This is a genomic window from Brevundimonas sp. (assembly GCF_036659295.1).
In the GTDB taxonomy this organism is placed as follows: Bacteria; Pseudomonadota; Alphaproteobacteria; order Caulobacterales; family Caulobacteraceae; genus Brevundimonas.
This window is the reverse complement of record NZ_JAVXCU010000019.1, coordinates 8,795-30,647: the sequence shown is the minus strand read 5'-3', so window position 1 is coordinate 30,647 and position 21,853 is coordinate 8,795. Positions and strand designations below refer to the sequence as shown.

The window sequence follows — 21,853 nt, the reverse complement described above, 5'->3', positions numbered from 1 at the left end:
CTAGTTAGAGGCCATGACCGACGCCTCCCTTGATAAAGCCGTACCGGCTAAACCCAGCCCCTTCCACGAACTGGAAGTGCTGTGGGTGCGCCACTGGACCGACCAGTTGTTCAGCTTTGGCGTGAAACGCCCCGAGGACTTCCGATTCCGCTCGGGCGAATTCGTTATGATCGGCCTGCCATCCGAAGATGGCGGCAAACCTGTCTTGCGCGCCTATTCGATTGCCAGCCCGTTCTGGGCCGAAGAACTGGAGTTCTTCTCGATCAAGGTGCCGGATGGTCCGCTGACCTCGCGCCTGCAAAAGATCGTTGCGGGCGACACCGTCCTGATGGGCAAAAAACCGACCGGCACGCTGGTTCTGGACGCCCTGACCGGCGGCGAGCGTTTGTGGCTGATCGGCACCGGCACCGGCCTTGCGCCGTGGCTGTCGGTGGCCCGCGAGCCGGAAACCTATTCGCGCTTTAAAGAGGTGATCGTCTGCCACACCGTGCGCAATGTGCAGGATCTGGCCTATCGCGACTTCTTCACCAAGGGCATCCACGAGGATCCCCTGATCGGTGACGAAGCCAAGGCGCAGCTGAAATATTATCCCACCGTCACCCGCGAGCGTTTCGAAACGCCGGGCCGGATTACCGACCGCATCAAGTCGGGCGACCTGTTCGCCGATCTGCAACTGCCCATCGGTTTCTCGCCCAATACCGATCGCGTGATGCTGTGCGGCTCTATGGCCATGATCAAGGAAACGGCAGAACTGCTGGAATCCTATGGCATGAAAGAAGGCTCGAACGCCGAGCCGGGTGACTATGTACTGGAGCGTGCCTTTGTCGGCTGATGTGATTTCCCCCGCCAGCGTTGTTATCGACGAGCGCCCTGCCCCCGAAGCCTGCGAGACCATGCTCGACGTCCGCAAGGGCGTGGATGCATTGGATCGCGCTCTGGTGACGCTGCTGGCCGAGCGCCAGCGCTATATGCATGCCGCCGCCCGCATCAAGCCGAACCGCGAGGCCGTGTTCGATCAGGCCCGTATCGACGATGTTGTGGCCAAGGTACTGGTCGCGGCCGAACCGGCTGGACTGTCAGCCGATATTGCCGAGCCGGTCTGGCGCCTGCTGATCGACCGTTGCATCGCCCACGAGTTTTCAGTGTGGGACAAGACGCGGATTTGATCTCAAGATCACCGGATAAAGAAAAAGGCGGGCCATAACGGCCCGCCTTTTGTTTTGGAATAAAGGCTGTTCAGCCCTTCAAGCTCCTGAGCATCAGCTCGTGGCGATAGGCCGCCACATCCGCCAATGCCCTGTCCAGCGCATCGCGCACACGAAGCAGCGCCCCCTCAGACACTGCCTCGTCCGCATCTTCGGCCTCGGCACAGGTGGAGGCCAGTTCGCCTGCCCCTATGCCGCCCGCCGCACCCCGAAGGGTGTGCGCCGCATCGCGCCAGCCGGATTCGCTCGTGGTCAGCATCGGCGACCAGATACCGGCCTGTTGTACAAACAGGCCCAGTATCTCTTCGCTGATATCATCCATGCCTGCGGTGGCGGCCTCGAGGACCGAAAAATCCACCGCTCCGGTCAGGTCGCGACGCGCCATCAGGCTGCTTCTTCCTCGCCCTTGGCCAGACGCGAATTACGCGACGACCAGACCAGATAGATCACCAGACCCAGAACATTCCACAGCAGGAAATACAGCTGGGTCGATGCTTTCAGGCTGAAGAAGAAGACGATGCAGCCAATGATGGCAACGCCACCCACCAGCCACCACAGCGGAGCCTTGAACTTGCGCTCGCGGTTCGGCTGACGCATGCGCAGTACGATCAGGCTGACGCCTACGGCCATAAAGGCCATCAGCGTACCGGCATTGGCCAGCGAGGCCAGCTCGTCCAGACGCATGATACCGGCCAGGAAGGCCACAACGATAGCGGTGAAGATGGTCACCACAACCGGAACGCCGCGCGTCGAGATCTTGGCCAGACGGTTGGGCAGCAGGCCATCACGCGCCATGCCAAGGAAGATACGCGACTGACCAAACAGGAAGGCCAGCAGCACGGTCGGCAAGGCGATCACGGCAGCAGCAGCAATCCATTGTGCCGCGGCACCCTGTCCCAGACCACGCATGATCAGGGAAAGCGGCTCGGGGCTGTCCGAGAAGCTGGAAACCGGTGCGGCACCGATCGCAGCAGCTGCAACGACAATATACAGCACGGTGCAGACCACCATCGAGCCGATGATGCCGATGGCCAGATCACGCTCGGGCTTCTTGGTTTCTTCGGCTGCCGTCGCGATGGCATCGAAGCCGTAGAAGGCAAAGAAGATGATCGCTGCGGCGGCCATAACGCCCGTCTGGACGAAGGGCGCACCGAAACCGTAAGGCATGAAGGGCTTGAAGTTGGCCGTATCGAAATGCGGCAGGGCAATCGCCACAAAGACAACCAGAGCGGCAATCTTTACCAGCACCAGCACGGCGTTCAGCGTCGCGCTTTCCTTGGTGCCCATTAACAGCAATCCGGTGACAACGGCAATGATGAAGACGGCAGGCAGGTTGATCAGGCCACCTTCGACGTGCGGACCGACCGTCAAGGCCAGCGGCAGGTCAATGCCCAGACCGGCAAGGAACGGAATCGCATAGCCGGACCAACCGACAGCGACGGCCGAAACCACCAGCGAATATTCCAGGATCAGGCTCCAGCCCACGACCCAGGCGAAAATCTCGCCAAGCGCAGCATACGAATAGGTATAGGCGCTGCCCGATGCGGGCATGATGGTCGACAGCTCGGCATAGGCCAGAGCCGCACAGGCACAGACCAGACCGGCCAGACCAAAACTGATCAGCACAGCCGGACCGGCAAGGCCCGCGCCGACACCGATCAGCGTCAGAATGCCCGTGCCGACAATCGCCCCGACCCCGAGGGCCATAAGGTGCGGCCAGCTGAGCGTCTTTTTAAGCGCCGGTCCAGATTGCGGTGCCAGCATGGCATCGATTGAACGGCGTCTGCTCCAAAAAGCCATATGTCCCTCCCTAAAACTCTATTAAACTCCGAAAGACCTTCGCTATCACCATATCGTTCGAAGAAAAAACGCTTTTGCGAAATTAAACACTTGCACCCTTCGGGGGTCGTGCGTATTAACCCGCCCTCGCCGCAACGCTACGATGTGCGCGAGACGCCGGAGCCCCACCAAAGGCTCTTACGACGGTACGGGTGATTAGCTCAGTTGGTAGAGCAGCTGACTCTTAATCAGCGGGTCCACGGTTCGAGCCCGTGATCACCCACCATCGTTGTTTTTGTTTTTAAACAACATTTCATTCTGAGCACCAGAAACATCTGGCTCATTTGGGCGGATTGTTGGGCGATTTGTTCGCCTTTCGAGCTTTTCTATAGCCGAAACCGCAAGTCGATAATCCCTCTTGAGGTAGTGCGCGTCGAGAATAGCGCCGACATCTCGCAGGCTATGGCCGGTGATGGTCGCTATCTCCGCCTCACTGCACCCCGCCAGCGCCAAACGCGTGACTGCAGTCCCCCGAAGATCGTGGAAAGTCACATCCTGAACTCCCGCCTTCACGCACGCCTTGCGCCAAGAAGCGCGAAATCCAGACTCCGTCCACGCCCGCCCCTGCTCAGTCGTCAAAATGGTCACCGCTTCTTTGCGCTGCGCGATCAAGGCCTCGAGCGCGGCCTTCAAAGGTGCGCCGACAGGTATGACCACACGCGCCTGAGTTTTGCGTTGGCGAATGCGTAGTACCTCACCATCATAGGCCGACCAGGTCAGGCGCAGCAGGTCACCCTGCCGCTGCCCGGTCCAAAGCGCGAGCAACAAAGCAATATGAAGGTGCGACGGCGCTTTCGCCAAAAACGATTGTTCATCGGAATCTGACCATACGCTATCACTACGACTAGCCCGATAGACGCGCCCCGTTCGTTCGAGCGGGTTCAAGGGCGTCATCCCGCGATTAAGCGACCACGACAATGCGCGCGCGAACACCGAGAACCGGTAGTCCGCATTCCGACGCGAAGCTATCGCCAGACGATCTCGCCAAGCTAAGAACTCACCGCGCGTTCGTCGATCGCTCAGCGCGGCAATAGGAAAGTCGCCGAACTCCGCAGCGATTGCTCGCAAGTGCTTTCGGTAGTCAATGCGCGTGCGATCCGCCAGCGCTTTATACTCGGCCGATGACTCGTACGCATCGAGTAAGCTGGTGAGCACTTCAGCCGGTTTGCGCTTACGTGTCGCCAAAGCCTCATTGTACGCAACCATGAACTCGGGGGAGCCGGGTTTCCCTGGCAGCCTCGGCCCACCCTTCCAAGCGTAGTAGTATACCACCTCCTCGCCATCAGCGAGGCGGCGACGGACGCTGTTAAGACCTTTGAGCTTAATGCGCATCACGCTTGGCCTTCCAAGCGCCGAAAGGGTCAGCCGCTTCGACCTTCTGTTCAGAATGTCGAACAATCCGGATCGTGCCATTTTGGTCGATCTCAACTGCAGAGACATCAAAGCCCGCCGCTCGCGCCGCCTTCAAAGCTTTAGAGACATCTGCCTGCGTGAACCGCGTTACTAATCGCGCCATCTCATGCCTCCTTCCCAGAGATAAAGTCGATGGTCTCTTGCAAAGATAGAAAACGCTGCTCCAACGTCTCAAAGCTTGCATCATAGAGCCCAGCCTTACGTGCACTTTCGAGCAATCGACGCATCACAAGCGAGGCGTTAATCACTGCGATTTCGCGCACTTGACGACGCTCGCGCTCAACGACTTCCAGAGATTGTTCGATGACACGATCGAGCCCCCCCGCTCCGAGAAAGCAAACAACGGGTAGATAGGCTTGCGCCGCCTCGTCCTCCGCTTCTTCAAAGATTGCGAAACTGCCGAACAACACCTCGCCACCGCCACCCGATCGTGACGCGAACCCAAGCAGATCGTCATATTCAGCGCGCACTAGAGCTGCGGCTTGCTCCTGCGATCGCCCCGCGCGGCCAAGTTCCAAAAACAAAGCCAACCGAAATGCATGGTCCGCAGTAAAGCGCCCCCATCCTCCAGAAACAGGCTGCGAGAACGGCATTAAGTGTCGCTGGGCGAGGTTGTTGAACAGCCCCACAGAAACACCCGTAACAGACAGAAGATCAGCGCGTCGCATTAAAATCACCATAATTGTGATTGCCTTTTAGCACGAGACGCAAACGCCATCAATACGATGATCTTTTAGCAACTCCTAGGTCAGGGGAATTCAAACTACGATTATAATTTATTGACTTTTCAGCCACTTATGTTATAATTTAAAAATCGCGAATACGACGATCGCGAAACTTCCCCTCATATTAATCAAGCTAAATCGCGCGCCAGGACAATCCAGCGCGTGCTTTGCCATGCCTGAAAGGTCAATTTATGCCAGGTCGCCAAGCGCCAATCCTAACAGACACGATCATACGTCGCGCACTTGCGAAACTCTCACATCGCCCCAAAGCCGCTCGCGACCAAGTCATTTTCCTGCTCTCTCTTAGAGCCGGATTACGTGCCTGCGAAATCGCAGGGCTAGAATGGTCGATGGTACTCAACAGCAATAAACAAGTTGGTCGAACGCTCGTCGTGCATGATCGCATCGCAAAAAAAGGAGGGGGCCGCACGATCCCACTCCATCCTGATTTACGCGTCGCGCTCCAAATTTTACGAAACCAAAGATCTACCCCTGAAAGTCCGATCATCGTATCCGACAGAGGCGGCAAATTACGCGCCAACAGTCTCGTCAACTGGTTCAGAGAACTCTATCGCGAGATCGATGCAACGGGGTGCTCATCGCATTCCGGTCGACGCACCTTCATTACCAAGGCAGCAAGGAATGCTCACAAGGCCGGAGCTAGCCTGCGCGACATTCAAATACTCGCCGGGCACAAATCTATCGAAGTGACTCAAGGCTACATTGAAGGCGATACAGATGCTCAGCGCCGCCTTGTCGCCCTATCATGAAAGGCAAGTGAAGCTACGTTCACCCCGTCCTTCACGAATACCGCCTCCACTGCAGTCGCCATTGAAACGATCGAGCCAAGCTCAAATCGTGGGGATCTAAAATCACCGGCATCGATCTCGACAGTGGTGATCGTATGGCTCTCAAGATCAAGTGTCGCTGCCCCCGCCCCCTCGTCCTAGGGCTTCCGACAATCCCCCTCTCGTTCTCGTACTCACCTTAGAACCCCTCTGTCATAAACAAGACAAAGGATATCCAGCGATGCGCAATCCCAAATAGCGTCTCGCTGCCGACTTCTCTTACCTAAAAATTGGAGCCTACCATGACCGCTGAAAGACGCGCGCGCATCTGCGCGCTCAATGACCAGCTTCGCACACAACATGTCGGAGGACGGATACTCATCAGCCAAGGCATCGTCGCCGAAGGACCCGCCTTTATTCTCGCAGCCCTCGGAGCCGTGAAACACTTCAACAAATTCAATGAGCTGAACGATCCCTATGGGGAGCATGATTTCGGCGTCGTTCACATTGAGCAGGACAAGGTGTTTTGGAAAATTGACTATTACGACCAATCACTAACGGCCGCTGCGGATCCAGCTTCGGAAACCGATTGCGTACGGGTTCTGACGCTTATGCTTCCGGAAGAATACTGACGATGCGCGCCGCCAAGCAGGGTACATTCGACGGACTTTGCGGGATTTACGCGATACTTAACTCGCTAGATGCGGTAGGCGTGACCGGACCTAGAACTCAACTTCACCAAGACCTGTTTCGAAACATCGTTAAGTCGACCCCGCCAAAGACGATGGCGAAGGCTGTAAGTTACGGATTCGAAACCGATCAACTCCTCGCTGCAGCTCGTGGAGGATTGCGCTGGTTGCGTCGCACTCATGATATCGATCTACGCATATCGCGATGGCGGCGCAAGTCGACCGATAAGACCGATTTCATCAAAGAGCTCTCAGCTCTAACCACACGGCCAGGTCATGCGGTCATCTTGTGCTTCGCTAAACCCGGCCTTCAGCACTGGTCCGTTGTGGCTAAAATCAATCCGCACACTATTCACTTGCGAGATTCTGGAGGGCTAAGACATCTCGATATCGATCGGTTTGAACTCGAACGAGGCCGTTACCGCTTTATTCACGAAGACACGATCGTGATCAGTTGTCCGAACATTCAGCATCTTTACAACCGTAAGCATATAGAGGTCGACGCTTAACCCTGGGCATTTGTCTGCACCTACACTTTAGATCGTCGGCCCACGCGCCTAGCCTTAATAAGTCCCGCATCACGCATAACTCGCAACATTTCCCTCAATTTCACTGGTGATAGCGAAATGTATTCCGTTAAATATGCACGACGCAGAATGACCTTCTTTTCATGCGGATCTACGCGGGCGATCAGCACTATATCATGCGGGCTCTTCACATCATCCAGCATGGCCTCCTTAGACAAACCTCGCCATACAATGCGCCCATTGCTGACCAGTTCATCAGCGACATCAGACGCATTTTGCTCTGGCTCTGTCGCAGCGACCGCATCTGACTTTGGAGTCTTGTCGGCTGACTGACGTGCCAATCGCCTAGCCTCCACGTCTTCGCGGTGTAAACGATCCAAACTCACAGCTCCCGATTTAGCCTTCTGCAGGAAATCATGTGGAGACAAGCCCATCCTAGCCACTTGTCGTAGCGCGGCCGCATCGCGGGATCTGAGCTTTTGTTCAGTCTTATCATCGCTTCTATGATGGATGAGAAAGCGAAGCAGGACGTGCAAACCGTCAGCTTTCGGTGCTCTTTTGAATGCTCCGGCGTGACGATTTTCTTCGTCGAGCCGGACCAACAAATCTCCACGCGCTTTTTGAGGCCATTCCTCAATTCGCATCCACACCTCATAAACCTTAGCGAGGGCGGCATAATAATATCTGTTACTTTCACGGTAGGCTGCGCTCGGGTCACGATAGGTCACAAGCTCAACGTAGGCATTATTGACCTCTTCCTCATTCGAGCTCAGCGAGGATAAGTCCAGCGCTCCCCTTACAGAGGGGGGAATAGTCGATCGCTTTAAAACCGTTGCGCGCTGCGCAGAACGTTGCGCTTGCTGCCGCGCTTTCGCTTTGCCTTCTTTCAATTTCGACATGTGTAAAGTTTCCCTGCGGTTAATTCGCTCCCTGATCCAATCCTTAAATCCGTTTAACGGATTTAAGTTTCAAAAATAAGGAACTTTTAAATGTTAGAATATGACCTCCAGAAAGCTTGGCGCGCTCACCTCGCTGACATGAAGCCGAATATGGCACTCACCCTTGGCATGGGGCTTACGACTTCGGCTTCTCAGCTCAATCGAGACGCCACGCACTTCTTCAACATCGTTCAACGGAAAGCGTGGGGGCCACGCTGGTATAACAACCCCGAACGTCATTTAATCAAGGCGGTCGGTTTTCACGAACACCCCGTTTCAAACAGACATATGCACATTGCTGCACATGTCCCATATGCCATCTCCGAACGATTGATGGTTGAAGGCTGTCGCGTGTGGAAATCAATACGACCAGCTGGCGATTATTACTCAGATCCCATTGACGATGTCGGTCGCTACGCGAGCTACATTTCCAAGGACGCCTGGAGCAAAGCCTCTCAAGATGACATCTACATTTACGCATCTCGAGAATACTAAAATTTGCGAGATGTTAATTTGCAATGCGAAACAATCGATGACCGTCAGAGAGGCTAAAGCACCTGACGCGAGATTGTGAAGCCTCCCGGAAAGGGTGAGCGTCGCCGGAGGTGTATCCAAAATGGATTTTTGCTTAAGTCGACAATGAATTTTAAACTTGAGGGAGTCTTGGTTTTCAGCCGAGGCTCCCTTTTTCGTTGTCAAATATGGGAACACATCAGCTTTTGGATCTAACTGCCTCAAAAGAGGCGATACGATCTCAAACAGAGCTGCGAGACCTAACGTTCTAGGCAATCACAAGTTAATCAGGATAATTCTCTCGAAAAGCGCGTAATAAACTGAGGTGGATCAGTGTGATCGAAATTGGGTATGTTTGAACACGCGCCAACAGCTGCAATCCTCATATTGCTCAGGTGATTTGTCTGGATCAACACTGAGCGAGAGCAGGATGAAACAGCCGCCCTCTCTCGAAACGATCAATCATCATCAGGGCCTTCAAGCATGGGCATTTCGAGCGCTTCAATCTCAAGCATCGAACGTCCGGCGATCCCCTGTAGATCACCATAAAGGCCAGCAGTGGAATCGAGCACCGTATGCAGCTGTTGCTCGCGCTTCGCCCAACGCTTCATCGTCGCTTTGCGCTCGCTAGCGAGATCATCCTGCATTTCAGAAAACTTCTCGACCACCGCTTCAATACGGTGACGGAAGCGGGGGCCCGTTAGATAATCGTACATGAGCGCAGATTTGGTCTGCTGACCTTCCCCTGCCGCGCGTACGCTGCTCATCAGGATTAGGCTCTCACGTAGCGACGTCGCCAAAGGGATTGCGCATTTAGGGCCCGTAACCCACACCCCATCGATATGATCAAAAGTTTCGACGTCTTTGGGCAGGGCGTGGGAGACAATAAGCGCAAGATCGGCCTTAGCCGCCCGCTGATCCCCTTTCAGCTTGTTAAGCCACCCATCACTCCAAGTTCGCGTGCGTTTTGTCTCCCAAAGAATGGTGCCGCAGACCTGTCCTGACGCATTCACCACGCGCTGAACGACATCCCCACCAAACTCGCCCTTCCCTACTGGTTCAACCTGGTCGAAAGGGAAGCGTGAGCGCAGTGTATCTTCGAGCATAAGTTCCTGCGCCTCACCTTGTAGCTGCTGCGATCCCTGCTCTGCCTTCTTCTTCAGCTCTTCGATCTTCTGCTGCATTGACGCAATCTGCGTGTCCCGCTCCTTGACCTTGAGCGACAGTGCCTCTTCCGCCTCCAGCTTCGCCGCTGCCCGAACCGTCTCCAGGCCCTCATTGACCTGACGCTGCACAGAGAGGTCCGCCTCCCGAAGTTTATCGTCTAGATCACGCTGCTTTTTGAGCATTTCAGCTTCTGTAGCCTGCGACGCCTTCAGCTTTTCCTCTTTCGCCTTCAGCGTTTCAGCCATTTCGGCAAGCTGCCGGTCGCGTGCAGCAAGGTCATCAGCAATCATGCGCTTAGCGCGCTGAGCCTCATCCGTTGCGATCTGTTTGCGCGCTTCATCCATTCGCTTGGCGAGTGTCGCTTCAATATCCAGACGCTCTTGCTCGACACTCTGCTTCACCGCTGCGACATCCGCCTGAGCCTTAGCGATCAACTGGTCCTTAACTGACAGCTGCTCTGCGAACGCTTTACGCGTTTGTTCAACAAGTGGACCGGCCAAAGACTCTGTCAGCTTGATGTCTGAATGGCAGCTCGGGCAGATGATGGTCGGTTCGGTCATAAATCTATCCTCCTATCGCCCGGCTTCAATGCCGTAATAAATCGAATCTCTGCCTACGATACTGTTACGTCAATTTCGGTCGCTATTGGCTGTCGCTGTTCTACAAAGTACTTCACAGGGCTCACCATCGCTGTTGCCGTCTAATGATGAAACTCCGCATTGGCGCAGATAGAAGTAAGCCTCTTCACAAGACGTCATCTGCCGACAAAATCGCTTGCTAGAGCACGTAAACTGCCTACTAGAAGTGTGCGGCCCCTCTATCGGTGCACCCGAATAGAGCGTTTGTGCCACAGCCCCAGAGCTCTGGTAGCCTCCCTCCCGAACACCTCGCCTCCAATCCCAGGGCGGTACAGTTTGCAACTCGCTCAGTGACCATAGTCCGACCCTATCGAGTCGCGCTCTCGCTTCGACTTCGATCAATGTTTCATCTGTAAGATAGCGACGAAACGCCCAAGCTGCGCCTTGCTCCACCATCACGCGATTAACATCTCGGCCATCGCTGAGGAGCCGTCCCACAATCCGACCATAGCGGTCAGTGTCAGTCTTCTGAACCAAGATCACCTTGCCAAAAACGAGTGCTGATAAAGCTTCTTTGGATCGGCTTCCCCAGGGCTGCCCTCTTTCTGGCGCATCAATTTCGGCCAAGCGTATCGTGTGTTGATCGTTGTGCTCATCAAGCACTTTCACGGTATCGCCATCGGTGACACCAACTACGCGCGCGCTGAATGTAGAGTGATCTGCAGTCTCAGCACGAGACGTCGCTTCTATAGGAGAGGCCGCACTCGCGTTGCGATCACACGCCGCCAACATCCCTACTGAGATGGCTAGTAGCGCAATGCCTAAGGTCACACGCAAGCGCGTCAGTGTATTTGTCATGATCTGCACTAAGCGAGCCCCTCGCCCATCTCCATGGCTAGCAGCGCTCTGAAAAACGGTTGTAAGCATCGATCTTAGCGGGATGGAGATCGACCTCTCTCTGGTAAATCTCTCGTTGCAAGAAGCTCAGCTCGCCGTCTTTATCCACGTCCAAAACATCAATGTACCAGGCGCGCGGCGCGCCTCTCGAGCCGTCGTCCCACCGATATCCCCGCGCCTTAAGCACGTCTTTTAAGTCAAACGGTGCACCCTCCGCACGAATGCGCCAGGTCGGACGACGCGCCGCCTCCAACAGCGCCGCCAGCGCCAAGCCCCCACTTCTCGGCAGAGAATGGGACAACAGCTCGATGGCGGCAGCGCAGTCGTTCACGGCCCGGTGCTTATCGTAGAAGAAGCCCGCCCCGCTGGCTAAGTAGGCGAGCTTGACGCCCTCATACCCCTCACCCGCCCAATCAACCTGCGACATCGAACAGGCCCAAGGCTTGGTTTTGAAGACTTCGCTATACCGTTCGAGAAAGCGTCGGTCGAAGCTGGCATTGTGGGCGGCGACGAAGGCCGATGTTGCCGCAAAGGAAGCGACCGCTGCCGGATCAATGTGGCAGCCTGCCACCATCGCGTCGGTGATGCCGGTAATCGCTGTGATCTCAGGCGGGATCGGCCGAGAAGGTTGGCGAAACCCATGAAAGCTCTCGCCAACACCATGAATGCGCCCATCAGGGCTATAGTAGAAGCGCGTCATGGCCAGCTCGATGATCTCATCATCGCGCGCGTTCAAACCTGTCGTCTCGACATCGACGAATAGGCCGATGCGGAGATCTGCGCCGCTTAAAGGAACAGCCGGTGCCGCCGGTTGAAGCTTGCGTAGCACGCGGTACTCGCCGCTCGCTTCGAGCATCGCAGCCATCTCCTCCAAATCCATCGCGCGCCCCTCAACCACCGATCAAACACCTGAGCAGAACAATCATCGCTTCAGTATCGCGCTCACAATAGGTCTCCAGACCCGCTTTCAACAAAGCTCGTCGGTTGGGCGTGGTATCTGCGCGCGTACATTCCAGCCAGGCTTGCTGAGCCGCACCGCCGTCTTTGACCTCCAAGTCGTCATAAGCGAGCTCTGGCGCAACTGTCGGCAAGACGGCTTTGATCGACCAACTGCCGCGTTGATCCCGATGATAGTAGTGATTGCGTGTCACAGGGAGCAGGTCGACAATCTTCGCTGCGACCTCGGTCAGCGCGAGCGCTAGGTCCGGGAAGATCTCCGCCAACTCAAGCACACAGCGCTTCTCGAACGAGGCGTTGTACGCGATGATCGAACCACAGCGATCACCATTGAGCGCTTCGAGCAGGGCTTCAGCGCATGCTCGTCTTGGGTCGCTGCCGTCGATAGAGAGAAAGCCCGTGTGGCTGACCTGCCCGGCTTCGCTCTCGCTGTGACAAGAGAATTGGAAGGGGATCTGCTGAAACGGTTTAGAGTCGACCCATCGTGGGATTGCCGGGCCGATCGTTTCAAAATCGAGATAGGCCCTTGGCCACAACCACCCCTTGGTCGCTTCGATTACACCCTTACGGTCATGATAGATTCGACCACTGACCGTCGCTTCACGCACGCGCTCGTGCAGGGCGTTGCTAAGACGCCCCTCCGGCACGTCATGAAGATCAAAGAGCCCCTCCTCCGCGCATTGTGCCGCGATGCTCTTACCGGTTCGTGGCAGAAGACTAATCGGCCATTCTGGAGCGGGAGGATCGATTCGGGTGCAATGGCTTGAGAACTCACATGCGAAGGGCGTGCTGCAGTGGTCGCCGGTGCTGACCTCCGGTTCATCACCAGCAAGCACAGCGCGAGCGTCGGCGACCACCGTCGCCCGATCAGCTATGCGATCAGTCAGTTCACCCAAGCAATCCGTATCTCGAAACAGGCCCTTGTAGTCGCCTTCCCTCTTGAGGCGAAAATCGCTATTTATGTGGCGAATGCAAGCTGATGACACCTGCAAGCCTGCGTTGCTGGCGACCCAAATCTGCGTCGCTAGATCCCCGAGGTGATACGCTTTCACCCCCGCAGAACTCTTCACCTCCGCCATCGCCCAACCGTCTGGAGTCGGCGACAGCACATCGACGCGCACCAGCACACCGTCATGCTCGAATGTCGCTTCAAAGATCGGTTCAGACCAACCACTGTCGATGAGCTCTCGCGTGCGAGTGACAGCTGCGGCCAAGTCAGGCTCAGCCTCGACCATCACCCCGCTCGGCAGCAGACTGCAGGCGAGATCGCCGACCTCATGGCCCGTCGCGAACCGATCCTCAGTTCCACTATCCATCAACGCCAGCTCTGGACGGTGCTTAGATAGCCACAACTTTCTGGCGCACTGTTCGAACGCAGTGATTTTTGATTTCGACAGCCCGTAGCGCCGCCCCTCGTTCGACCGCATTTCACCGCACACGTCCATTATCGTGATCAATCCTTCTCCCCCCGCGGCCCAGGCGACCACATCAACATCATCGTTCATTGGCACGTCAAAATGGGTCGCACGACAGTATTTAGGCTCAGGACTCATAGCCAGAAGAGCACAGTAGCCGCGAGAGCGATGGTGGACAGGAAGACGTTGGGGCAGCGATCATAGCGTGTAGCGACCCGCCGCCAGTCCTTCAGCCTGCCGAACATGATCTCGATACGGTTTCGGCTTTTGTATCGGCGCTTGTCATATCGGACGGCTTCGTTTCGGGATTTACGTCCGGGGATGCAGGGCGTGATACCCTTGGCCTGCAAGGCGTCCCTGAACCAGTCGGCGTCGTAGCCCCGATCTCCCAGCAGCCATTGCGTCTTGGGTAGGCTGTCGAGCAGGGCTGCGGCACCGGTGTAGTCGCTGACCTGACCAGCTGTCACAAACAGGCTGATCGGGCGTCCATTCGCATCTGTCACGGCGTGCAGTTTGGTGTTCATTCCGCCTTTCGTGCGTCCGATCAGTCGCCCGAGGCCCCCTTTTTTACCCGCAAGCTCGAAGCCGTGCGGTGGGCCTTCAGATAGGTCGCGTCGATCATGACGGTACGGCGCTCGCTCTGGGCCCCGGACAAACCCTCCATCATCCGAACGAAGACGCCAGCGTCGCTCCATCGCTTCCAACGATTGTACAATGTCTTGTGCGGCCCATAGGCCGCCGGCGCATCACGCCAGCGCAGTCCGTTGCGGTTGACGAAGATGATCCCGCTCAACACCCGGCGGTCGTCAACACGCGGCTTGCCGTGGCTCTTGGGGAAGTAGGGCACCAGCCGAGCCATCTGCTCGTCCGTCAGCCAATACAGGTCACTCATGATCCAGACTCCTTAGGAGCCTGAATCAGATCGCATGCACCAAATCAATGGGTCCTGAGCCTAGGTGCCGAGACCAAACTTACGGGTAAGGGTACTGACAGCGATTTCGAGGATGCCGTCATCGAAGGGCTGCAGCAGTACGGCTTTACCTGCACGCCACAGTTGGGTGTCGCCAACTTCTATCTGGACATCGCCATCTTCGATCCAGACAGACCCGGCGAATTTCTGGCGGCCGTCGAGTGTGACGGCGCAGCCTATCACTCGTCCAAGTCTGCGCGCGACCGTGACCGCCTGCGTCAGGAAATCTTAGAAGGCCTCGGCTGGAATATCGTTCGTATCTGGTCCACCGACTGGTTCCACAGCCCGCAAGAAGAGCTGGAACGCGTTGTCGAGCAGCTCAACTACCTTCGCCAGAATCGCAATGCGCCCAAGCTGGTCGCCACTCCAGTCATCCATGACCAGCCGCTGGAAGAGCCGGTATTGATCGAGGAAGAGGAGCCGGAGATTGAGAAACAAGCAGCACCTATTGCCAAACGGGCAGCGAGGTTTGTGCGTGCCATCTCGCGCGATCAGGCACGTGCACGACTGATTGATATCCGTGAGCACAAGATTCGCAGCGCCTTCCCGGAACATGATCCGACCGAAGGTTTCCTGCGCAAATCAATGCTCGATGCACTGCTGAAATATCGTCCGGTTGATCACGAAGAATTCTTAAAACTCATACCGCAGCCGATGCGGGTGAGCACGAACCCGGAGCAGATCAAACAGTTCGGGGATGATGTTTTCGAGATCCTCGCCCTGATCCGAGAATAAGATCAAATGCTACTTGGCAGATACGCAATATCCACCTCCAAGAGAGATCAGCAATAAGAACTCTTGCGGGTATAGCGCGGGTCGAAATTTGGGCCGCTTACTAGCTAACGATCGTAACTTAGGAAGCGCCTAAATTACCCCTATAGGCCAGTGTGGGCCGTCGATGGGTAGGGTCAGAAACCTTGCCCATCACGCGTATCAATCGATTGTAATATATAGACTTTAAGTGTCGCTTCGTGTTCGAGTCACGTAAGCAGCACCACCCTTCCAGACAGCATATGAACTTCGCCTAAGGCTAACGTGACTTTGGCAAGGGTCCGTCGTGGCTTGCTAGTGGGTGAGCTCTAACGCAGGACCAACCGTTCATATTGCATTTGTTAATCCGCCCTGGACTAGGCTTACAACTCCTAGTCAGAACGCCACCGCGGCGGCGGAGAAGATGACAGCCAGGAAGACGGTCGGGCATTTATCGTAACGAGTTACGACGCGACGCCAATCCTTGAGGCGACCGAACATGATCTCAATGCGTATTCGACTTTGTATCTGCGCTTGTCGTAGCGGATAGGCGCGGTCGTCCAGCAACTCCAGCGCCCTGGGCAGGCCCCCACACAGGAGCGACCACAGCGGTGTAGTAGCCGACCTGGCCAGCCGTCATTAGCAGGCTGATGGACCGTCAGTTCGCATCGGTTGCGACGTGAAGCTTGATGTTCAAACCGGCTTTGATGCGCCCGATGAGCTGCCCAAAACCCTCTTTTACACCGCGAAGATCAAAGCCGTACGATGCGCCTTCAGATAGGCCCATCGATCATGAAGGCATATGGTTTGGCCCTGGGTGCCGAAGAGCCCCCACTCATTCCGACAAGGCCTCGCTCCATCGTAACGAGCGATTTTAAAACGTTTTGGCCATAAAAAGGCAGCGTATCACGCCAGCGAAGCCCGTTGCGGTTCACAAAGATAATCCCGTTCAACTCCTAACCATCATCCGCCCTGGTCTTGCTCTGGCTCTTGAGGAAGTGCGGCTGACGCCGCACCAACTGGTCGTCCGTCAACCTATACAGACCGCTAGCACCCAGCCTCCTTGCAGAGCCTGAAGCAGATCGAGCCATGACATAAATGGGTTCTGAGCCTATCAGGCACAGTTTCCAATTGCTTGGACATCGAACTTTAAGCACCCTGGGTATCAAAAATAAAAAAAGCAGATATATATTGCAAAGCTTCGAGATATTTGGAGATTTGGAAATTTAACGGATAGGCACAGGTTCATCGAACGCTCGAACGGCATTAGCCTCTTAACGACAATATAAATTTTCTAATTTTCATAATTCAGGAGGGGGATCGTGATGAATTCGAACCGATACGGTTGGTACTATGAAAAATCCAACAAACCTGTCTGGCTGCTTCTGACGCCTGGTCGGTGGTGGGCTGAACTTGAATTTCACTTAGCCGGTAATGGCCGCCTATTCCTAACGGGGCGGCGGAGAAGATCGATTATTTGGCACGGACTGTATTCAATTTTTTTCTACGCAATCGTCCTCTTTTTGGCAGTATATTTCTTAGGGCTGCTTCTTGGATCGGCGACGAGCGACAATGCTGCCCACTATACTTACGCGAGGGAGAAGGTCAGTTCTTCCGCGCCCGCCCAACGACCGTCACAGACGGTAGACAAGGTCGCCGTTGCTGCAGAATTACCTGAAGCGCTCGCTCCAATGCAGGCTGACCGTTCACCTGTCGAAAACGACCTCTACGTCCCGTCAACCGAATACGAAAATGCGCCTTCTGAGCCCAACATAGTCGCCGACGAAGAAAGTCCCGTTATTGTAGAGAATGGCGAGAAGACAGGGCTTGGATACTAAACGTTCAGTGGGTGGTGCATGTGGTAGCGACTCTTTGTCGCAGCATTGTTGCTCAGCGCGGCTCGCTTACACGCTTAAGCTGTTAATAACACACAGGCGCTATCCAATTTATATTGGCTTTGGGCAGCTTTCGATTGTAGGCACCATTGCTTAAGTGGGGGAATAGATTTGATTAATTTGTCTAAAGGACAATCAGTAAGTCTCGAGAAACGAGGCGGCGGAGATCTCACTCAGGTGATCATGGGCCTGGGTTGGGATGTCGCGAAGAAGAAGGGGCTTTTCGGCCTCAAGCCCGGCGCGAGCGTGGATCTGGATGCATCCTGCGTAATGTTCAACTCCGCTGGGGAACTCGTCGATACGGTCTGGTTTCGCCAACTCCGCAGCCGCGATGGCAGCGTCGTTCACACCGGTGACAATCGGACAGGCGACGGCGATGGCGATGACGAGCAGATCAAGGTCGATCTGACGCGCGTGCCTGCCGAGGTTTCGACGCTGGTTTTCACCGTCAATAGCTTTACCGGCATCACCTTCGAAACGATCGAAAATGCGGCCTGCCGGATTGTGGACCAGACGTCGGGCGACGAGCTCGCGCGGTATAATTTGTCTGGCAGCGGCCGTCATACCGCCCAAATTATGGCAAAGCTCACGCGCGGTTCGGGGCATTGGACTATGACCGCGATTGGCGAGACCGCCTCAGGTCGCACGATGCTTGATCTGCTGCCCACTATCAGAAGCAAACTGTAACCGACGTCGTCGTTCGACATGCGTTTTAAGGCAATCTTCGCCCAGACCGGCCAACAGCCGCCCGCTACCTTCTTCTTCTATTAAAACGATCGGCCCAATCATGACCGAACTGTCCCAGGGTGCAAACACCCCAATTGCAGAGAGCAACGTCAAAGTCGTGCTCTCATGGCCGGGAGCCGCCGGCGTTCTCGATGGATCGGCCTATCTTCTCACTGCCTCCGGCAAGGTTCGTGCCGACGAGGACATGGTTTTTTACAACCAACCGAGAGGCGCGGACGGTGCCGTCGCGGTCTTCGGACACGATCAATCTCAGATCGCATTCTCGCTGGATCTGCTCAAAATGCCGCCTGCGATCGAGCGCGTGGTCTTCTGCCTGACGGTTGACGGCGGCCAAGGCAACAAGACGATGGCCAGTTTTAGCGGCTCGACTGTCGCCGTTACAAAGGCTGACGGCTCACCGATCGCTTCCTACCGGCCCGACTTGAGCAGAGCGACGGAGGCGGCAATGATGCTGGCCGAACTCTACCTGCGGAACGGTCAGTGGAAAGTTCGAGCCGTCGGACAAGGCTTCAATGGCGGCCTGGGCCCGCTGGCACGTTCGTTTGGGATCGATATTGCTGAACCTACGCCTTCCGCGCCCACTGCCCCCCCGGCCCCTGCTCCAGCCGCCCAGATCAATCTCTCGAAAATCACGCTCGACAAGGCCAAGCCAACCGTCAATCTGGAAAAGCGCGGCGAGAGTTTCGGTGAACTTTCGATCAATCTAAACTGGAGCAGCGCAGCCCAAAAACGCGGCGGCCTGTTCGGCGGCGGCCGGTCGACTGCGATCGACCTCGATCTCGGGTGCCTCTACGAATTGCAAGACGGCTACAAGGGGATTGTCCAGGCGCTGGGGAATACTTTCGGCGACCTGGAATTCGAGCCCTACATAGCTTTGTCGGGCGATGATCGCACGGGTGCAGTAAGCGCTGGCGAAACCATCCGCGTCAATGGCAAGAAGTGGTCGCAGATCAAGCGCATCGCGCTGTTCTGCTATATCTACGATGGCGCGCCAAACTGGCAGGCGACCGATGGGGTCGTGACGATTACCATGCCGGATCAGCCCCCGATCGAAATCCGGATGACCGACGGGCCGAATAACCGCGGCTTCTGCGGCTTGGCGGTGATCGAGAACGTCAACGGCGCGATGAAATTCACGCGCCTCATCGAGTACTTCAACGGCCACCGCGACTTCGACCAGCGCGTGGGTTGGGGCATGCGCTGGCAAGCCGGCTCCAAAGATTAACGCCGGATGTTCCGGACACGCAACTCAATGGAAATAATGAATAGATGTCGATAAAACAATTTTATGGATCGATCATCTTTACGGTGATCTGCTTGGCGTTGGGGACCTGGTATGGTTACGCCTCTGGCGGGACTGTCGGCGCAGCTTTGGCGGCCCTCTGGATTTGCGTCATCTTGGGCGTTCTTGAAACGTCGTTGTCCTTCGACAACGCAGTGGTGAACGCCTCCGTACTCAAGGACATGAGCCCCAAGTGGCAACAGCGCTTCCTTACCTGGGGCATCCTAATCGCAGTGTTTGGCATGCGCGTTGTCTTCCCCATCATCATCGTGGCGATTGCCGGTCATTTGGGTCCAATTGCCGCCGTTACCCTGGCGCTGAACGAACCCGAGCATTATGCGACGATTATCGAAGGTGCTCACACTGGCATTATGGGCTTCGGCGGAGCGTTTCTTCTCCTCGTTGGCCTGAAGTTTTTCTTCGATTCCGACAAGGAACACCATTGGATCGCTATTCTCGAACGACCGCTACAAAAGTTCGCTAATCTCCAAGCCTTTGAAATCATCCTGACCGCTCTGATTTTGTATGGCATCTCGACCCAACTTCCTGTCGCTGACGCATACGTATTCCTTATCAGCGGCGTATTCGGTATCTCGGTATTCTTCGCGGTTGAATGGATCGGCAACGCACTCGACGCGCCTGACGAAGCCGTTGCTAGCGTTCACCGCGCTGGTTTCGGAGCCTTCCTGTACCTAGAAGTACTGGATGCGTCGTTCTCGTTCGACGGTGTCATCGGTGCCTTCGCACTCACCAACAACCTGATTATCATCGCGCTTGGCCTAGGCATCGGTGCCATGTTCGTGCGCTCTATGACAATCGCGCTTGTCCGCGGCGGCACGCTTTCCCAGTTCCGCTATCTTGAGCACGGTGCCTTCTGGGCTATTCTTGCACTGGCCGTCATCATGCTGACTTCGGTCGTCGTGCACATTCCCGAGACGATCACGGGGTTGATAGGCGCAGTCTTGATCGGGCTCGCTCTGTGGACCTCGATCCGCCATAACAAAAAATTCCCGCACGACGTCGAAGAAGAGATCTCGACCGCCGCACCGCTGGAGAGCGCCAAGCAATCATAGCATTGTCTGCGCCGATCGTAATCCAGCGCAATCCCCCCTCGGAAGGTGCTGCTCTGCACCTTCACTTCTAAACATCCTGGCGAAATCGCTATCGGATGATCTCTGCCCGCCAGCAATTTTTCATGCTCCGGGCGCAATCTAAAGGAACCGAAATTATGGCAGTTTCTCTCTCCAAAGGTGGCAACGTCAGCCTCTCTAAGGAAGCTCCCGGCCTGACAAAGGTCACCGTGGGTCTGGGTTGGGATCCGCGCGTCACCGACGGGTCAGCCTTCGATCTGGATGCTAGCGTTTTCATGCTGAACGCCGGTGGCAAAGTGATCAGTGATGCTGGCTTCATCTTCTACAATAACAAGACGTCGACAGATGGTTCGGTCGTCCACCAGGGCGACAACACGACCGGTGAAGGCGACGGCGACGACGAACAGATCAAGATCAACCTCGGCACTCTTCCCGCCGAAGTCGACAAGCTGGTGTTTTCGGTCACGATCCATGACTTCGAAGCTCGCAAGCAAAATTTCGGCATGGTTCAGAAGGCCTACATCCGCGTCGTAAACGATGCCGACGGCAAGGAACTCGCCCGCTACGATCTTTCGGAAGACGCCTCGACTGAAACCGCCATGGTCTTCGGCGAAATCTACCGCCATTCCGGCGATTTTAAGATGAAGGCGATTGGTGCTGGCTTTGCTGGTGGTTTGGGCCCGCTCGCCAAGAGCTACGGCGTTTCGGTCTAAAATCGCAGAATCGCTGAGACAGGGTCGGTCGGCGACGGCCGACCCCGTCTTTCTTTCAACCTCCTGAGTCAAATGAGTCATGGTTCGCATCTGGTACAATCATGGCTATTCCCAAACCCGCGATGCGCTGGTCATGCTGCGTAGGGCCGATCCTGACGGCGTAATATTGGTCGCCACGCACGCGAATGCCCTCGCGCCCGTGTTCCTAGTCGCAGACATCTTTGCGGTCGAACCCGGACTGCCGCTAAATACGACGGTGCAGAACGATGCCTATGTCGATTGGTGCTTGGCGTTCGCAAAGGCGAACCAGGTCCAGATATTCATTCCTCAACGCGGCCGGTCAGCTATCGCGCGCCGTCATGCAGATTTTACCGCGGCGGGCGTACGACTTATCCTTACGGCGGACGCCGACACACTGGATATTATCGACGACAAATCTCAGTTCTATAGTGTTGCAGCGGAGGCTGGATTGCCAACGCCGGTTGTCGCAACGGTGCACGGCGTCGCTGAATTTGATGATGCGGTGGCGGATATTCGCCGCCGAGGTTTCGATGCCTGCATAAAGCCTCCTCACGGAGTGTTCGGAGCCGGCTACTGGAAACTGCAGGACGACGCCTCACTATTCAGTCAGTTAATGAACCCCGACAATCGCGAACTGCAGACACACGTGGTTAGGGAAGCTGTGGCCACGATGGGGGCCGACATGCCGCCGCTCCTCGTCATGCAATATCTACCTGGCGACGAGTGGAGCATC

Annotated in this window: 23 protein-coding genes, 1 tRNA gene and 1 pseudogene; 14 read left to right on the top strand and 11 right to left on the bottom strand. The window is 55.9% G+C overall.

The features are described from left to right. The first annotated feature begins 13 nt into the window (after positions 1–13). The gene (locus tag RSB01_RS05605; protein ID WP_332625173.1) at positions 14–832 is read left to right on the top strand and encodes a ferredoxin--NADP reductase; all 819 of its coding nucleotides are present in this window, start codon (positions 14–16) and stop codon (positions 830–832) included. Beyond that, the gene (locus RSB01_RS05600; RefSeq protein ID WP_332620110.1) at positions 804–1,166 is read left to right on the top strand and encodes a chorismate mutase; all 363 of its coding nucleotides are present in this window, start codon (positions 804–806) and stop codon (positions 1,164–1,166) included. The genes RSB01_RS05605 and RSB01_RS05600 overlap by 29 nt, the downstream gene beginning before the upstream one ends. A gap of 70 nt (positions 1,167–1,236) precedes the next feature. Here the strand turns inward: RSB01_RS05600 and RSB01_RS05595 are convergent, their stop codons facing one another. Then, complete coding sequence (locus RSB01_RS05595) at positions 1,237–1,590, bottom strand: Hpt domain-containing protein (protein WP_332620107.1); 354 nt, start codon at positions 1,588–1,590, stop codon at positions 1,237–1,239. Then, on the bottom strand, positions 1,590–3,005 hold the full coding sequence (locus RSB01_RS05590; protein WP_332620106.1) for an amino acid permease: 1,416 nt from the start codon (positions 3,003–3,005) through the stop codon (positions 1,590–1,592). The genes RSB01_RS05595 and RSB01_RS05590 overlap by 1 nt, the downstream gene beginning before the upstream one ends. A 189-nt stretch (positions 3,006–3,194) precedes the next feature. Here RSB01_RS05590 and RSB01_RS05585 point away from each other — a divergent pair. Then, positions 3,195–3,270: transfer RNA gene (locus RSB01_RS05585), tRNA-Lys, on the top strand. On the opposite strand, the gene RSB01_RS05580 is transcribed toward RSB01_RS05585, so the two are convergent. Genes RSB01_RS05580 through RSB01_RS05570 form a run of 3 tightly spaced genes read right to left on the bottom strand, consistent with a single transcriptional unit; the run spans position 3,261 to position 5,137 of the window. After that, a complete protein-coding gene (locus tag RSB01_RS05580) occupies positions 3,261–4,376 on the bottom strand; it encodes a site-specific integrase (protein WP_312136433.1) in 1,116 nt (371 codons plus the stop codon). The two genes, RSB01_RS05585 and RSB01_RS05580, sit on opposite strands and share 10 nt — an antisense overlap. Continuing rightward, positions 4,366–4,560: a hypothetical protein gene (locus RSB01_RS05575; protein ID WP_312136431.1), complete on the bottom strand. Its 195-nt coding sequence runs from the start codon at positions 4,558–4,560 to the stop codon at positions 4,366–4,368. Before RSB01_RS05575 ends, RSB01_RS05580 begins: the two co-directional genes overlap by 11 nt. Before the next feature lies 1 nt (position 4,561). After that, positions 4,562–5,137 carry a hypothetical protein gene (locus RSB01_RS05570; protein WP_332620104.1) on the bottom strand — a complete coding sequence of 192 codons (576 nt, stop codon included), beginning with the start codon at positions 5,135–5,137 and terminating at the stop codon, positions 4,562–4,564. A gap of 236 nt (positions 5,138–5,373) precedes the next feature. Here RSB01_RS05570 and RSB01_RS05565 point away from each other — a divergent pair, with 236 nt between their 5' ends. From RSB01_RS05565 to RSB01_RS05555, 3 genes are all read left to right on the top strand, one after another. Further along, positions 5,374–5,952, top strand: a complete 579-nt coding sequence (locus tag RSB01_RS05565; protein WP_332620102.1) for a site-specific integrase — start codon at positions 5,374–5,376, stop codon at positions 5,950–5,952. A 320-nt stretch (positions 5,953–6,272) separates the two neighbouring features. Beyond that, the gene (locus RSB01_RS05560) at positions 6,273–6,602 is read left to right on the top strand and encodes a DUF3768 domain-containing protein (protein WP_312136426.1); all 330 of its coding nucleotides are present in this window, start codon (positions 6,273–6,275) and stop codon (positions 6,600–6,602) included. Between the two features lie 2 nt (positions 6,603–6,604). Continuing rightward, a complete protein-coding gene (locus tag RSB01_RS05555; protein WP_312136424.1) occupies positions 6,605–7,168 on the top strand; it encodes a hypothetical protein in 564 nt (187 codons plus the stop codon). Between the two features lie 20 nt (positions 7,169–7,188). Here the strand turns inward: RSB01_RS05555 and RSB01_RS05550 are convergent, their stop codons facing one another. Then, positions 7,189–8,085, bottom strand: a complete 897-nt coding sequence (locus tag RSB01_RS05550; protein WP_312136422.1) for a hypothetical protein — start codon at positions 8,083–8,085, stop codon at positions 7,189–7,191. A gap of 150 nt (positions 8,086–8,235) precedes the next feature. On the opposite strand from RSB01_RS05550, the gene RSB01_RS05545 reads away from it, so the two are divergent. Further along, entirely contained in the window at positions 8,236–8,619 is a 384-nt protein-coding gene (locus tag RSB01_RS05545) for a hypothetical protein (protein WP_332625171.1), read from the top strand. Between the two features lie 476 nt (positions 8,620–9,095). Here the strand turns inward: RSB01_RS05545 and RSB01_RS05540 are convergent, their stop codons facing one another. The 4 genes from RSB01_RS05540 to RSB01_RS05525 all read right to left on the bottom strand — a co-directional run bounded on the left by RSB01_RS05540 (position 9,096) and on the right by RSB01_RS05525 (position 14,543). Next, positions 9,096–10,364, bottom strand: a complete 1,269-nt coding sequence (locus RSB01_RS05540; RefSeq protein WP_332625170.1) for a DUF2130 domain-containing protein — start codon at positions 10,362–10,364, stop codon at positions 9,096–9,098. A gap of 913 nt (positions 10,365–11,277) precedes the next feature. After that, positions 11,278–12,159: a 3'-5' exonuclease gene (locus tag RSB01_RS05535; RefSeq protein WP_332625169.1), complete on the bottom strand. Its 882-nt coding sequence runs from the start codon at positions 12,157–12,159 to the stop codon at positions 11,278–11,280. A gap of 10 nt (positions 12,160–12,169) precedes the next feature. After that, positions 12,170–13,741, bottom strand: a complete 1,572-nt coding sequence (locus tag RSB01_RS05530) for a DUF2779 domain-containing protein (protein ID WP_332625168.1) — start codon at positions 13,739–13,741, stop codon at positions 12,170–12,172. Between the two features lie 44 nt (positions 13,742–13,785). Then, a protein-coding gene (locus RSB01_RS05525; protein ID WP_332620360.1) for an IS5 family transposase occupies positions 13,786–14,543 on the bottom strand; the annotation gives its coding sequence in 2 pieces (ribosomal slippage) (positions 13,786–14,222 and positions 14,222–14,543; 759 coding nt in all). Positions 14,544–14,567: 24 nt separating this feature from the next. On the opposite strand from RSB01_RS05525, the gene RSB01_RS05520 reads away from it, so the two are divergent. After that, positions 14,568–15,356: a DUF559 domain-containing protein gene (locus tag RSB01_RS05520; protein ID WP_332620362.1), complete on the top strand. Its 789-nt coding sequence runs from the start codon at positions 14,568–14,570 to the stop codon at positions 15,354–15,356. A gap of 411 nt (positions 15,357–15,767) precedes the next feature. Here the strand turns inward: RSB01_RS05520 and RSB01_RS05515 are convergent. After that, positions 15,768–16,462 (bottom strand): annotated as a pseudogene (locus RSB01_RS05515) (IS5/IS1182 family transposase). 231 nt (positions 16,463–16,693) lie between these two features. On the opposite strand from RSB01_RS05515, the gene RSB01_RS05510 reads away from it, so the two are divergent. The 6 genes from RSB01_RS05510 to RSB01_RS05485 form a co-directional block, all read left to right on the top strand. Further along, positions 16,694–17,209, top strand: coding sequence for a hypothetical protein (locus RSB01_RS05510; RefSeq protein WP_332625166.1), 516 nt, complete (start codon positions 16,694–16,696; stop codon positions 17,207–17,209). 168 nt (positions 17,210–17,377) lie between these two features. Next, positions 17,378–17,953 carry a TerD family protein gene (locus RSB01_RS05505; RefSeq protein ID WP_332625165.1) on the top strand — a complete coding sequence of 192 codons (576 nt, stop codon included), beginning with the start codon at positions 17,378–17,380 and terminating at the stop codon, positions 17,951–17,953. A 100-nt stretch (positions 17,954–18,053) separates the two neighbouring features. Beyond that, positions 18,054–19,238, top strand: a complete 1,185-nt coding sequence (locus RSB01_RS05500; protein WP_332625164.1) for a TerD family protein — start codon at positions 18,054–18,056, stop codon at positions 19,236–19,238. 44 nt (positions 19,239–19,282) lie between these two features. Beyond that, positions 19,283–20,368, top strand: coding sequence for a DUF475 domain-containing protein (locus RSB01_RS05495; RefSeq protein ID WP_332625163.1), 1,086 nt, complete (start codon positions 19,283–19,285; stop codon positions 20,366–20,368). A gap of 95 nt (positions 20,369–20,463) precedes the next feature. Continuing rightward, positions 20,464–21,099 carry a TerD family protein gene (locus RSB01_RS05490; protein ID WP_332625162.1) on the top strand — a complete coding sequence of 212 codons (636 nt, stop codon included), beginning with the start codon at positions 20,464–20,466 and terminating at the stop codon, positions 21,097–21,099. Positions 21,100–21,178: 79 nt separating this feature from the next. Continuing rightward, the coding region (locus tag RSB01_RS05485) for a hypothetical protein (RefSeq protein WP_332625161.1) at positions 21,179–21,853 on the top strand (675 nt) is incomplete at its 3' end.